At 65.9% G+C, this 12,622-nt stretch carries 18 protein-coding genes; 14 read left to right on the forward strand and 4 right to left on the reverse strand.

The genetic code is table 11. The features are described 5' to 3' along the window. Positions 1-18: 18 nt before the first annotated feature. Positions 19-927, reverse strand: a complete 909-nt coding sequence (locus DFR24_RS11795) for a metal-dependent hydrolase (RefSeq protein ID WP_210772417.1) — start codon at positions 925-927, stop codon at positions 19-21. A 139-nt stretch (positions 928-1,066) separates the two neighbouring features. On the opposite strand from DFR24_RS11795, the gene DFR24_RS11800 reads away from it, so the two are divergent. Further along, a complete protein-coding gene (locus DFR24_RS11800; protein WP_162851175.1) occupies positions 1,067-1,795 on the forward strand; it encodes a TetR family transcriptional regulator in 729 nt (242 codons plus the stop codon). A gap of 6 nt (positions 1,796-1,801) precedes the next feature. Here DFR24_RS11800 and DFR24_RS11805 read toward each other — a convergent pair whose 3' ends face one another. Continuing rightward, the gene (locus tag DFR24_RS11805; RefSeq protein ID WP_133881624.1) at positions 1,802-2,674 is read right to left on the reverse strand and encodes a lysophospholipid acyltransferase family protein; all 873 of its coding nucleotides are present in this window, start codon (positions 2,672-2,674) and stop codon (positions 1,802-1,804) included. A gap of 103 nt (positions 2,675-2,777) precedes the next feature. Between DFR24_RS11805 and dtd the strand changes: the two genes are divergently transcribed. The 9 genes from dtd to tatC all read left to right on the forward strand — a co-directional run bounded on the left by dtd (position 2,778) and on the right by tatC (position 8,041). Next, positions 2,778-3,215: a D-aminoacyl-tRNA deacylase gene (gene dtd / locus DFR24_RS11810; RefSeq protein ID WP_133881625.1), complete on the forward strand. Its 438-nt coding sequence runs from the start codon at positions 2,778-2,780 to the stop codon at positions 3,213-3,215. A gap of 154 nt (positions 3,216-3,369) precedes the next feature. Further along, positions 3,370-3,963, forward strand: a complete 594-nt coding sequence (gene hisB, locus DFR24_RS11815) for an imidazoleglycerol-phosphate dehydratase HisB (RefSeq protein WP_133881626.1) — start codon at positions 3,370-3,372, stop codon at positions 3,961-3,963. 11 nt (positions 3,964-3,974) lie between these two features. After that, positions 3,975-4,619 (forward strand): imidazole glycerol phosphate synthase subunit HisH, encoded by a 645-nt coding sequence (gene hisH, locus DFR24_RS11820; protein ID WP_133881627.1) that lies wholly within the window; start codon positions 3,975-3,977, stop codon positions 4,617-4,619. A gap of 142 nt (positions 4,620-4,761) precedes the next feature. Continuing rightward, complete coding sequence (gene hisA / locus DFR24_RS11825) at positions 4,762-5,484, forward strand: 1-(5-phosphoribosyl)-5-[(5-phosphoribosylamino)methylideneamino]imidazole-4-carboxamide isomerase (RefSeq protein ID WP_133881628.1); 723 nt, start codon at positions 4,762-4,764, stop codon at positions 5,482-5,484. 30 nt (positions 5,485-5,514) lie between these two features. Continuing rightward, a complete protein-coding gene (gene hisF, locus DFR24_RS11830; RefSeq protein ID WP_133881629.1) occupies positions 5,515-6,309 on the forward strand; it encodes an imidazole glycerol phosphate synthase subunit HisF in 795 nt (264 codons plus the stop codon). 10 nt (positions 6,310-6,319) lie between these two features. Continuing rightward, the gene (locus DFR24_RS11835) at positions 6,320-6,655 is read left to right on the forward strand and encodes a phosphoribosyl-ATP diphosphatase (RefSeq protein ID WP_133881630.1); all 336 of its coding nucleotides are present in this window, start codon (positions 6,320-6,322) and stop codon (positions 6,653-6,655) included. Between the two features lie 42 nt (positions 6,656-6,697). Beyond that, complete coding sequence (tatA, locus tag DFR24_RS11840) at positions 6,698-6,925, forward strand: Sec-independent protein translocase subunit TatA (RefSeq protein WP_133881631.1); 228 nt, start codon at positions 6,698-6,700, stop codon at positions 6,923-6,925. A 25-nt stretch (positions 6,926-6,950) separates the two neighbouring features. Beyond that, positions 6,951-7,268 (forward strand): Sec-independent protein translocase protein TatB, encoded by a 318-nt coding sequence (tatB, locus tag DFR24_RS11845; RefSeq protein WP_133881632.1) that lies wholly within the window; start codon positions 6,951-6,953, stop codon positions 7,266-7,268. Positions 7,269-7,309: 41 nt separating this feature from the next. Then, complete coding sequence (tatC, locus tag DFR24_RS11850) at positions 7,310-8,041, forward strand: twin-arginine translocase subunit TatC (protein WP_133882518.1); 732 nt, start codon at positions 7,310-7,312, stop codon at positions 8,039-8,041. An 81-nt stretch (positions 8,042-8,122) separates the two neighbouring features. On the opposite strand, the gene aroE is transcribed toward tatC, so the two are convergent. Together aroE and hemB are read right to left on the reverse strand one after the other, a co-directional pair. Then, a complete protein-coding gene (gene aroE, locus DFR24_RS11855; protein ID WP_133881633.1) occupies positions 8,123-9,013 on the reverse strand; it encodes a shikimate dehydrogenase in 891 nt (296 codons plus the stop codon). 30 nt (positions 9,014-9,043) lie between these two features. Further along, a complete protein-coding gene (gene hemB, locus DFR24_RS11860) occupies positions 9,044-10,048 on the reverse strand; it encodes a porphobilinogen synthase (protein WP_246051635.1) in 1,005 nt (334 codons plus the stop codon). Positions 10,049-10,087: 39 nt separating this feature from the next. Between hemB and DFR24_RS11865 the strand changes: the two genes are divergently transcribed. The 4 genes from DFR24_RS11865 (at position 10,088) to DFR24_RS11880 (ending at position 12,621) form a co-directional block, all read left to right on the forward strand. Continuing rightward, positions 10,088-10,882: a sterol desaturase family protein gene (locus DFR24_RS11865; protein ID WP_133881635.1), complete on the forward strand. Its 795-nt coding sequence runs from the start codon at positions 10,088-10,090 to the stop codon at positions 10,880-10,882. Positions 10,883-10,963: 81 nt separating this feature from the next. After that, positions 10,964-11,530, forward strand: coding sequence for a sigma-70 family RNA polymerase sigma factor (locus DFR24_RS11870; protein WP_133881636.1), 567 nt, complete (start codon positions 10,964-10,966; stop codon positions 11,528-11,530). A 1-nt stretch (position 11,531) separates the two neighbouring features. Beyond that, positions 11,532-12,281, forward strand: a complete 750-nt coding sequence (locus DFR24_RS11875; protein WP_133881637.1) for an anti-sigma factor — start codon at positions 11,532-11,534, stop codon at positions 12,279-12,281. 160 nt (positions 12,282-12,441) lie between these two features. After that, a complete protein-coding gene (locus DFR24_RS11880) occupies positions 12,442-12,621 on the forward strand; it encodes a hypothetical protein (RefSeq protein WP_133881638.1) in 180 nt (59 codons plus the stop codon). The last annotated feature ends 1 nt before the right edge of the window (position 12,622 follow it).

Raw genomic sequence — 12,622 nt, forward strand, 5'->3', positions numbered from 1 at the left:
ACCTGCGCGGGTCCCGCTTTACGCGGCCGCGGACAGCGACGCCTGGCGGCGCGCGTACGGGGCGCTGAAGCCCTCGATACCGGCCAGGTAGTGGCTGTTGTCCTCGTCCCAGGGGTGGAAGTCGGGACGAAAATACGAGAACCAGGGACGCGCCATCTTGCGCAGGAAGCCGATTTCGCCGAAAGCCATCCGCCACATCGACTTCCAGCCCTTCACGTCGGTGAGCTTGCCTTCCTGGCGCACGAAGTTGGCGTAGTGCGGCAGCACCATGCCCCAGAAGATCGCCGTGGCGAACACCAAGCCGAACGCACGGATCGTGTAGGCCTTCACACCGCGGCCTTGCGTGGCTTCCCACACGTCGTACGCGACGCCCTTGTGCTCGGTCTCTTCGAGCGCATGCCACTTCCACAGCGCGTGATAGCCCGGCTCGGCGTTCTGGGCCAGCGCCGGCTCCTTGAGCAGGCCGTCGGCCATGATGGCCGTCAGATGCTCGAGCGCGATCGTGGCGGACAGCCGAAACGAGGGCGACGTGTTGTTCTGGAACACATCGAGCAGCGTCTTGACGCGCTTCTCGAACACGGCGGCCGACGGCAGGCGCTCGAACATCTTCGCGTTGTATTCGTCGTGCTCGCGGCCGTGCATCGCTTCCTGGCCGATGAAGGCGGTGGCGGCCTTCTTCAGCTCGGGATCCTGGATCTGGTCACGGTAGTGACGCACCGCGTCGATGAAGAAGCGCTCGCCGACCGGGATCACCAGCGACATCGTGTTCATCAGGTGCGTGAACTGCACGCCACCGTTGCCGACCCAGTCCTGCACGCGGTCGGCGGGCAGCGGGAACTGAAGGTCGCGACGGATCGGCATCACCGACTCCGACTTGGCGTTGCGCGGGTTGGATTTCACGGACTTCACGGACTTCGTGGCGCTCATGTGCAATCTCCTCTTGCGGCATCGCGTCGCGGGGGCGACGCAAGGTATACACTCGTCTACCGGCACAGTAGACGACTGTAGACTTCGACGTCAATACGTCATGTGCCATTGTTCAATGGTAACTTTACAAGTCGCTGTCATGGCTGATAATTCCGAAAAAAAGAAGAGCCCAGCGAAGCTTCCGGAGCGTCCCACGAGCGGCCGCCAGAAACTGATGGAGTCGGCGCTGGCGCTGGCCGCCAGCACCCGCAGCCTCGCGACTCTGGGGCTGCGCGAGGTGGCCCGGCACGCAGGCCTGAACCCGAACACCTTCTATCGGCACTTCAAGGATTTCGACGACTTGGGCGTGGCCATGCTCAAGGAGCTGGGCACCGAGCTGCGCACCGGCCTGCGCGAGCGGCGCATGCGCCCGGCGGCGAAGGGATTCCGCCTGTCCGACCTGAGCAATCCCGCCGAAGGCCTGGCCCAGGCGCAGGCGCTGGCGCGCGAATCGGTGGGGCTGGTCCTCGACTTCGTCAAGGATCACCGGGAGGCCTACATCGTCGGCATCCGCGAACTGCACGGCACCAGCCCGGTGATGCGCAAGGCGATGCAGCAGATGCTCGAAGACATCGCCAAGGACATGACCGAGGACCTGCTGGGTGTGCTCAAGCTTCCGGCCGTCACGCCCGAGGAGATGATCGAGGTGGCGCGCGTGATCGTGCGCCAGATGGTGTTCTTCTCGATGGACTATCTCGACCAGCCCGCGCGCCAGCAGGAGATCAAGCGCGAGGCGGAGCGTTTCATCCTTCTGCTGTTCTGGGGCGCGATCGCCGCACGCGCCCCGGCGCTGCTGGCACAGTCCGGGCTGAAGTTCCCGGCCATCTGAACCGGCTCAGCGGCGCGGATAGATGCGCCGCTCCCCGTCCGGCCGTCGTCGAAAGCGCTTGTAGCTCCACCAGTACTGCTCCGGAAGGTGCGTGAGCACCGACTCGATGCCGCGGTTGAGCGCCGCCGCGCCCTCGGCCATGTCGGCGATCCCGCCTCCGAGCGGTTTGACGTGGAAGCGGAATCCCCGCCCCCAGTTCAGGCGCTCGGCATAGCAGAAGCAGACCGAGGCGTGCGTGCGCGCCGCCAGCTTGCTGACCAGTTCGGTCGTGTGCGCCGGAATACCGAAGAGCGGCGCAAACACACCCGAGCCGCGCGGCGGATCCTGGTCCGGCAGCACGCCGATCATCTCGCCGGCATGCAGCGCCTGCAGCAGAGCCTTCACACCCGCGCCGCTGGTGGGCACGAGGTTGGCACCCAGGCGCGAACGGCCTTCGACGATCAGCGCGTCGATCGCGCCCTTCTGCGGCTTGTACAGCGAGGTGATGCGGCCCACCGACGCGCAGAACATGCCGGCCAGTTCCCAGGACCCGATGTGGGGACACAGCACGATCGTGCCGTTCTCGCCCGCCAGTTCACGGAGCCGCGCGGCCGCTACGGGGTCGTGCAGCCAGCGGCGCAGGCGGCGCTCCGGACCGAACCAGATCGCCGGGGATTCCAGCACCGCCTTCAGGAAATGACCCAGCGAACGGCGCGCGATGTCGCGCCGTTCCGCTTGCGGAAGTTCGGGCAGGCACAGGTCGAGGTGCCGCAGCGCAACGCGCTTGCGTGAATTGGGCAGCACCCACAGCAGGCCGCCGATCATCGAGGCGAGGCCGTGCACAACCACCAGGGGCAGGTATCCGAGGGCGACCAGGAAGCCGCGCAAAAGAGATCGCATCCGGTGATTGTTGGGCATCGCGCGACGCAGCGAAAGGCGGCGGGTCGGCTTGACGCATCCGCTGCGACTTGCATGCTGGCGACATGGAGACGAAGTTCGCACGATGATCGGACTGTTGCAGCGCGTCACGCGGGCCGAAGTACACGTCGCAGGTCAGAGCATCGGCGCGATCGATCGCGGCCTGCTGGTGCTGATCGGCGTGCAGGCCGACGACGACGAGGCGCGCGCCGAACGCCTGCTCGAGCGCCTGCTGGGCTATCGCGTATTCCCCGACGACACCGGACGCATGAATCTGTCGACACGTGACATCGCGGGCGGCCTGCTGCTCGTCCCCCAGTTCACACTGGCCGCCGATACCCGCCGGGGCACGCGGGCCGGCTTCTCGACCGCCGCCGCGCCGGAACGGGCGACGGCGCTGTTCGACCACTTGGTCCGATGCGCCCGCGCGGTGCATCCGGACGTGGCCCAGGGCCGGTTCGGCGCCGACATGCAGGTGAGCCTGATCAACGACGGCCCGGTGACATTCTGGATCGAGACATGACGCGGTCGCGCCCCGGTTTGCGCGCAAACGGCGCGCCGGCACACCCGCGAAGCGGGCAAGGTTCTGAAAAATCGGCAGGCCGGGAATTGAATGTCGGTTCAAAAGCGGACCCGCCGGGGGTATCCTTGCGCCCCCGCAACACCCGCCAGCCGTAATGCCAGCCCGCACCGCCAGCGTCTCGCGTCAGACCAAAGAGACGACCATCCGCGTCGAGATCAATCTCGACGGCACCGGCGTCGCGCAACTGGCCACCGGCCTGCCGTTCCTGGACCACATGCTGGACCAGGTCGCACGGCACGGGCTCATCGATCTCACGGTCCAGGCCAACGGTGACCTGCACATCGACGCGCACCACACCGTAGAGGACATCGGGATCACGCTCGGCCAGGCCTTCGACCAGGCCATCGGCGACAAGAAGGGCGTCACCCGCTACGGCCACGCCTACGTGCCGCTCGACGAGGCCCTGTCGCGCGTCGTGATCGACCTGTCCGGCCGCCCGGGCCTCGAATGGTTCGTGGAATTCCCGCGCGCCCGCATCGGCGACTTCGATGTCGACCTGTTCCGCGAGTTCTTCCAGGGTTTCATCAACCACGCCAAGGCGACGATGCACATCGACGCCCTGCGCGGACGCAACGCGCATCACATCGCGGAAACCGTGTTCAAGGCTTTCGGCCGCGCGCTGCGCGTGGCCTGCACGCCGGATCCGCGCATGGGCGACGTGATGCCCTCGACCAAGGGCTCGCTCTGAGCGGATAGCCCATGGCCGTCATTGGCGTCATCGACTACGGGATGGGCAACCTGCACTCGCTCGGCAAATCGCTGGAGCGGGTCGCGGGTTCCGATCGCATCGAGATCTCCTTCGATCCCGAAAAACTGATCCGCTGCGACAAGCTGGTCCTGCCCGGCGTGGGCGGCGTGCTGGGCTGCATGAACGAGTTGCGCCGGCTGGAACTCAACGATCTCGTCATCGAGGCCTCGCAGAAGGTGCCGATGCTCGGCGTCTGCCTGGGCATGCAGGTGATGCTCGAATTCTCGGAGGAAAACGGCGGCGTTCCGGCGCTGGGGCTGTTCCCTGGCGAGGTCGTGCGTTTCCCGGATCCGCCGAAAGAGGGCACCGGAGAACGGCTCAAGGTTCCGCACATGGGCTGGAACCGCGTGCGCCAGGTGCGCCCGCACCCGGTCTGGGACGGCGTGCCGGACGACAGCTGGTTCTATTTCGTGCACAGCTACCACGCGCGGCCCAAGCAGCCGGAACACACCATCGGCACGTCCGAGTACGTGCACGATTTCACCTGTGCGATCGCGCGCGACAACCTCGTGGCCTTCCAATTCCACCCCGAGAAGAGCCAGGGAGCGGGCCTGCGCCTGCTGTCCAACTTCGCCCACTGGGACGGGACGGTTTAAACGCCGCCAGGCGAACCCCCTCCCTATTGCCTCGCTGCCGCCACTTGAGGCACAGTCCGGCGCATCGGGGAATCCCTATAAATCTGCTTCTGCGCGCACCGCGCCCTCTCCTTCGCGAACCCTTCTGGCCGGCCCCGCTCGCATGTTGTTGATCCCCGCAATCGATCTCAAGAATGGCCAGTGTGTGCGCCTGCGCCAGGGCCGTATGGATGACGTCACGGTCTATTCCGATGACCCGGTGACCGTCGCCAAGCGCTGGGCCGACGAAGGCGCCGAGCGCCTGCATGTCGTCGACCTCGACGGCGCCATCAAGGGCCAGCCGGTCAATATCAAGGTCGTCGAGCAGATCGCCGAAGCGGTGAAGATTCCCGTCCAGGTCGGCGGTGGCGTACGCGACGAGGAAACCGTGCAGCGCTACCTCAATGCCGGTGTGGCATACGTGATCATCGGCACGAAGGCGGTGAATACGCCCCACTTCCTGCGCGACCTGTGCATCGAGTACCCGCGCCACATCATCGTGGGCCTGGATGCCAAGGATGGCCGCGTCGCCCTCAACGGCTGGGCCAAGGTGACGCACCACGATGTGGTCGAGATGGCGCAGCACTGCGAACGCGACGGCGTCGAGGCGATCATCTACACCGACATCGGCCGCGACGGCATGATGAACGGCTTCAATTCCGCCTCGACGCAGAAGCTCGCCAAGGCCGTGAACACGCCGGTGATCGCGAGCGGCGGAGTGTCGTCGCTGGAAGACATCCGCGTCCTCAAGGAAATCGAATCCGACGGAGTCACCGGCGCGATCATCGGCCGGGCGCTGTACGAAGGCGGGCTCTCGTTCAAGGATTGTCTGGCGGCGGCTCGCTGAGCCGGTCACCACCTTTCCCGAACTCTCCCCATGCTGGCCAAGCGCGTCATTCCCTGTCTCGACATCGACCGCGGCCGCGTGGTCAAGGGCGTCAAGTTCGAGGAGATCCGCGACGCGGGTGATCCGGTCGAAGTGGCGCGCCGCTATGACCGCCAGGGCGCGGACGAGCTGGTCTTTCTCGACATCACCGCCAGCAGCGACGACCGCCCGACGTTGTTCCAGACCGTCGAAGCCGTCGCGCGCGAGATCTACATCCCGCTGACCGTCGGTGGCGGCGTGCGCACCAGCGCCGACGTGCGAGCCCTGCTCAAGGCCGGGGCCGACAAGGTTTCGATCAACACCGCCGCGGTGCACAACCCGGACTTCGTCACCGAGGCCGCGAGCCGCTACGGCGTGCAGTGCATCGTCGTGGCCATCGACGCCAAGCGCGTCAACAAGAAGAAAGAGCCGCCGCGCTGGGAGATCTTCACCCATGGCGGTCGCAAGACCACCGGGATCGAGGCCATCGGCTGGGCGCAGCTCATGGTCAGGAAGGGCGCGGGTGAATTGCTCGTCACCAGCATGGATCGCGACGGCACCAAGGAAGGCTACGACCTGGAACTGCTGCGCGCGATCGGCGATTCGGTGCCGGTTCCGGTCATCGCCTCGGGCGGCGTCGGCAGCCTCGATCACCTCGTGCAGGGCCTGCAGGACGGACATGCGGACGCGGTGCTCGCGGCCAGCATCTTCCACCAGGGCACCTACACGGTGGGCGAGGCCAAGCGGTTCATGGCCGAGCGCGGCGTACGCGTGCGCGAGCAGGCCCTTCCCGCGTTCGTCATCTGAGCGCGCCATCATGAGCGAATCCAAGGATCTGGGCGCGGCGCTGGACGAACTCTACGCCACGCTGCTGGAACGCAAGACGGCGGACCCGGCCAAGTCCTACGCGGCAAGCCTGTATGAGAAGGGGCTGGACACGATCCTCAAGAAGATCGGCGAGGAATCGGCAGAAACATTGATCGCCGCCAAGAACGGATCGCGGTCGGAACTTGTCTACGAAACAGTGGACCTGCTGTACCACCTGTTCGTGCTGATGGCCCGGGAAGGCATCCAACCAGCCGATCTGGCCGTAGAATTACAACGTCGCGCAGGTCGTTCCGGGCTTGAAGAGAAGGCCGTCCGCGTCAAGTAGGTAAAACCGCGGAGCAATCCGCACCCGGAAAGGAGACCCGTCATGGGTAGTTTCAGCATTTGGCACTGGCTCGTTGTGCTCGCCATCGTGGTGCTCGTGTTCGGCACCAAGAAGTTGCGCAATCTCGGCGGCGACCTCGGTGCGTCGATCAAGAACTTCAAGGGCGCCATGAAGGACGGCGAGGCGGAAGCCGCCAAGACGCCCGATCAGATCGCGGCCGAAGCCAAGGTCGCCGAAGAAGAACAGCAGCGCGAATCGAACAAGGTCTGATTTCCAGGCCGCCGGGGCGAATCCCGTGTTCGACATCAGTTTTGGTGAGCTGGCCTTGTGCTTCATGGTCGCGCTGGTCGTGCTCGGGCCCGAGAAGATGCCCAAGATCGCGCGCACGATCGGCCGCTGGGCGGGCCAGGCGCGCGGCTACATGAAGAACCTGTCGAGCGAGCTCGAGCGCGAGACGCAGGTCATGGACATCAAGCGCCAGCTCGAAGAGGCCAAACGCGAACTGTCCCAGGCCAGCGCCGACGTCCAGCGCGAGGCGCGTGGCATCGGTGAGAGCGTGAACCGCGATCCGAACGCGCTGCCGCCCCCGCGAGACCCGAACCACACCCCGTGAGCGAAGCCGAACAGGAGTCGACGGTTCCCGAGCAGCCGCTGATGGCGCATCTGCTGGAACTGCGCGATCGCGTCCTCAAGATGATGTACGGCGTGGGCATCGCCTTCGCGCCGCTGGCGTACTTCTCCAAGCAGATCTACGCGATCGTCGCCGAGCCGCTGATGAAGCTGATGCCGCCCGGCACTTCGATGATCGCCACCGAGGTCGCCTCTCCGTTCTTCGCCCCGCTGAAGCTGTCGATGATCCTCGCCGTCGCGGTGTCGATGCCGTGGACGCTGTTCCAGTTGTGGGCGTTCGTCGCGCCGGGCCTCTACAAGTCCGAACGACGCCTCGTCACACCGCTGCTGTTCTCCAGCACCGTGCTGTTCTACGCCGGCATGGCGATGGCGTATTTCCTGGTGCTGCCGACGGTGTTCAAGTTCCTGATCAGCGTGGCGCCCGAGGGCGTCGCGGTGATGACGGACATCAACAAGTACCTGAACTTCGTTTTGGCGATCTTCCTCGCCTTTGGCCTCGCGTTCGAAACGCCGGTGGCGATCGTGCTGCTGATTCACACGGGTTTCGTGACGCCCAAGCAGCTTCGCGAGAATCGCGGCTACGTGCTGGTGGGGTGCTTCGTCGTGGCGGCGGTGATGACACCGCCCGACATCGTGTCGCAGTTCCTGCTCGCGGTGCCTACCTACGTGCTCTACGAGATCGGCATCATCGCCGGCCAGTTCCTGACGCCCGATATCAAGCAAGTCGAAGAGCAACAGCTCGCAGAGCGCGAATAGGCTGCGCTTCGCATGCCCGGGGGCCGGCCCCGGGCCTCCGCCGGGCAAGGCGTGCCACTGGCACGCCTTGAAACTCCCGGCTCAGTCCTGCGGCGGCAACTCGACGTGGGAACGGCGCACCGGCTGGTGCGTGCCGACTGCTTCGCACTCTCCGTGACCGCGCATCAGACGGCGAAGCTCCTTGAGCACCGGCGCCGTTTCGGGACGCACGCCGCGCCAGATCGCGAAACTGCTGGCTGCCTGTTCCACCAGCATGCCCAGCCCATCTTCGATGTGGGAGGCGCCCTGAGAGCGCGCCCACTGGCGGAACGGCACGCTCGCGTCGCCGTAGCTCAGGTCGTAGCAGTCGCCGCCGTCGGCGATCAGGCGGCCCGGTAACAGTGGCAGGCCGCCCGTGTGTCCGGCGGATGTGGCATTGATGACGACGTCGTAGCGATCGCCTTTCAGCGCCAGATGCGTACGCGGCGTGACCACGCCGACCGGCTTGAACAGCTCGGCCAGTTCTTCGGGCTTCCAGGGATTGCGGTTGGAGACGACCAGCTGGGCCGGCCTGGCCTCGAGGATGGGCGCCAGGATGCCGCGCGTGGCGCCGCCCGCGCCGAGCACCAGCACGCGCCGGCCGGTCAGCGTGATGCCGAGCCGCGCAAGATCGGTGACGAAGCCCTCGCCATCCGTGTTGTCGCCGGTCCACCCGCTGTCCGTGCGCACCAGCGTGTTGACCGCACCGGCGAGCTGCGCGCGATCCGACACCGATTCGCAGAGCTTGGCCACCGCCTGCTTGTGCGGCAGCGTGACGTTGGATCCGCGCAGACCTTCGCCATGCAGCCGCTGCAGCTCGGCAGCAAGCGATGCGGGTGCGACTTCGATGGCCTCGTAACCCAGATCCTGCCCCGTCTGTTGCGCGAACAACGCATGGATCGAGGGCGACTTGGAATGCGAAATGGGTTGGCCGATGACGGCGTACCTATCCATGGCGGAATGCGCGTTCGAGAGACGGTGGTCTTATTCGGCCAGCCAGGTCGCGGCCTGCTTGGCGTAGTAGCTGAGGATCATGTCGGCACCTGCGCGACGGAAGCACAGCAAGGCCTCCATCAATGCGCCACGCTCGTCGAGCCAGCCGTTGGCGATGGCGGCCCGCAGCATCGCGTACTCGCCGCTGACCTGATACGCCGCCACCGGCACGCCGAACGTGTCCTTCACGCGGCGCACGATGTCGAGATAGGGCATGCCGGGTTTGACCATGACGATGTCCGCGCCCTCGGCGATGTCGAGCGCAACCTCGCGCAGCGCCTCGTCGGTGTTCGCCGGATCCATCTGGTACGTGCGCTTGTCCGCCTTGCCGAGGTTTCGCGCCGAACCCACGGCGTCGCGGAACGGCCCGTAGAAGCTCGACGCGTACTTGGCCGCGTACGACAGGATCAGCGTGTTCTTCTGGCCGTCGCGCTCGAGCACGTCGCGGATCTGGCCGATGCGGCCGTCCATCATGTCGCTGGGCGAGACGATGTCGGCGCCGGCGCGCGCGTTGACCAGCGCCTGCTTGCGCAGCATCTCGACGGTGCCGTCATTGTCGACATCGCCATCCGCGCCTAGCACGCCGTCGTGTCCATGCGTCGTGAACGGATCGAGCGCCACGTCGACCATCACCGTGAGTTGCGGACAGGCCTGCTTCACGGCCTTGATGGCGCGCGCCACCAGGCCTTCCGGATTCAGCGCCTCGTCACCACGATCGTTCTTGAGCGCCTGCGGAATCACCGGAAACAGCGCCACGCAGCCCACGCCCAGCGCCTGCAGCGCGGTGCATTCGCGCACCAGCTCCTCGAGATCGAAGCGGACGACCCCCGGCATGGACGCGACCGCGCCCTTTTCCGCGCCTTCGGCGACGAACAGCGGCTGGATCAGGTGTCCTGCAGACAGGCTCGTTTCACGCACCAGGGCGCGAATCGCGGCGGATTGGCGCAGGCGGCGGGGGCGGGTCAGCGGAAATCGCGCAGGGCTTGGCGCTTTCAAGGGATTGCTCGTCAGTGATTCGGCGCAAATCATAACGTTATGGACACCCATCCCGCGCTCATCGAGCTGCTGCGTCCCGCCCTGTTCTTCGGCCTGCTGGTGTTGGTCAGCATGCTGGAACAGTGGCGGCCGCTGCGCCTGAGCGATCCGCAGCGTCTGCTGCGCTGGCCGTCCAACCTGTCGCTGGTCGCGATCGGTCTGGTCATCACGATGCTGCTGCAGCTGAGTCTGCTCGGCGGCGCGCTGTGGGCGCAGCACGCGGGTTTTGGACTGTTCCATCACGTCGACGCGCCGCCGTGGGTCGAGGCTGTACTCGCATGGCTGCTGCTGGATCTGGCGATGTACGCGCAGCATCGCGCGCTTCACGAGATTCCCTGGCTGTGGCCGCTGCACCGCGTTCATCACAGCGATGTCGAGTTCGATGTGACCACCGGTCTGCGTTTCCATCCGGGCGAAGTCCTGCTGTCACAGCTCTTCAAGCTCGGGGCGATCCTGCTGGTCGGCGCGCCGTGGGTCGCCGTGCTGACGTTCGAGATCAGCCTCGCGCTGTTCACGCTGCTCACGCACGCCAACGTTCGCCTCCCGCCACGCCTCGAACGCATCCTGCGCGCGCTGGTGATCACGCCGGACATGCACCGCACGCATCACTCGGTACATGCCGACGAGATGAACTCCAACTTCGGCAACGTGCTGAGTGGGTGGGATCGCCTGCTGGCCAGCTACTCGGCCCAGTCGCGCGAACCGCCACGCGACATGTGCATCGGTTTGCCGGGATTTCGCGTACCTGGTCACCAGTCGCTGCGCGCGCTGCTGGTGCAGCCGCTCGAACGATGACATCGCCGTCCCGGACGCGTCGACGCACTGCGAACGCGCCCGGGCCGCTATCATCCCGTCACTATTCCAAGAACGAGCCTGATGGCCGACGCAGAGCACCTGAGGAGCCTGCTGCACGCAACCGCGCGCGGAGATCAGCGCGCGTTCTCGGAGCTCTATCGCGCCACGAGTTCGCATCTGTACGGTTTGCTGATCCGTATGCTTCAACGACGGGACTGGGCGGAAGAAGCGCTCCAGGACTGCTTCATCAAGATATGGCAGAAGGCCGAAACCTACGAAGCGGACAAAGGTGCTCCGCTCACCTGGTTGCTCAGCGTGGCGCGCTATCGAGCGCTGGATCTTCTCCGCGTGAAGCGTCCTGAAGTCGAACTGCCGGACAACGACGAAGAGGGCGCCTCGCTGCCGCCGCTGACGCTGCAGGACGAGGGACAGGATCCGCTGGCGCGTGCCAGCGAAACGCAGGGCATCGCACGCATGCGCGAATGCCTGAGGGAATTGCCGACCGAGCAGCGCCAGGCCGTGTTGCTCGCTTACTACGAGGGGTATACGCATCAGGAGCTCGCGACGCGGATGAACGCGCCGCTGGGTACCGTCAAGAGCTGGGTGCGCCGCGGTCTGGCGCGACTGCGCGAAGCGCTGGATCGATGACATGAACTACCGATCGACCAAGCTGCGACAAGCCCTTGCCTCCGAGTACGTGGCAGGCACGCTGATCGGCGCCGCACGCAAGCGCTTCAAACGGCTGATGGCGGAGGACCCCACGCTGCTGGAGGAAGTCCGGTACTGGGAAGAACGCTTCGGCGACCTCGGCATTTTCGAACCCGTTCCGCCTCGCGAGCTGGTGTGGACGGAGATCGAGCAGCGCATCTACCAGACGGCGGGCAACGTGATCCCGATCGTCGCCAAGCGTCAGCAGCGCAGCCTGATGTTCTGGCGCCTGTGGGCTGGCCTTGCCACTGCGGCAACCGTGGTCCTGGCGGTCATGCTGGTGCGCGAACAGCCGGCGCGCGCGCCTTTGCTGCCGGATCGTCCGCAGGTGGTCGAGCGACTCGTTCAGGCCCAGGCCTACGTCGCGGCGCTGAAGCTGCCGAACGAAGACGGCCAGTGGACCGTCAGCGTACTGCCCGACTCGCGCGCGCTGCGCGTGATCGCCAGCGAACCCGCGAAGCTCAAGGAAGACGAGGATTACGAGCTGTGGTGGATGGCGGACGACGGCTCGGTCACGTCGCTTGGCCTGCTGCCGCGCGAAGGCGCATGGCAGGTGCTGTTGCCGTTGCATCTGCGCGTGAAGGCCAGCGGCCGCGTCGCCGTGAGTCTCGAACAGGCAGGCGGATCGCAGGCCGAAAACGGACCGAGCGGTCCGGTGTTGCTGGCCGCGCCACTGGTTCCGTCGGTCTGATCGGACGCAACGGATCGAACCGTAGCCCGGACGAAGTCCGGAAGGTTTTTCCTCTTCATCGAGAGAAATCCCGGACTTCGTCCGGGCTACGTGAGCCCTTTTCTCGACGCCTGTGTCGTGCGTTCGCACGCTGGGAGCATCGCACCCGCGGCGCTAGCCTTTGGCCATGCTCGAAAAGACCTTGCTCGACCAGCTCGAATCGCTCAGCCCCGCACAGCGGCTGGAGTTGATCGGCCACGTGTGGGAACTGCTCGACGCCGATGGCCTGCCGATCGGTGATCGCAACACCGTGATTCCCGATCTGCCGATCGGCGAGCCGACCGCGCCACGACCGGGCTGAA

Origin of the sequence: Panacagrimonas perspica, from assembly GCF_004364935.1 — a bacterium.
GTDB lineage: Bacteria > Pseudomonadota > Gammaproteobacteria > Nevskiales > Nevskiaceae > Panacagrimonas > Panacagrimonas perspica.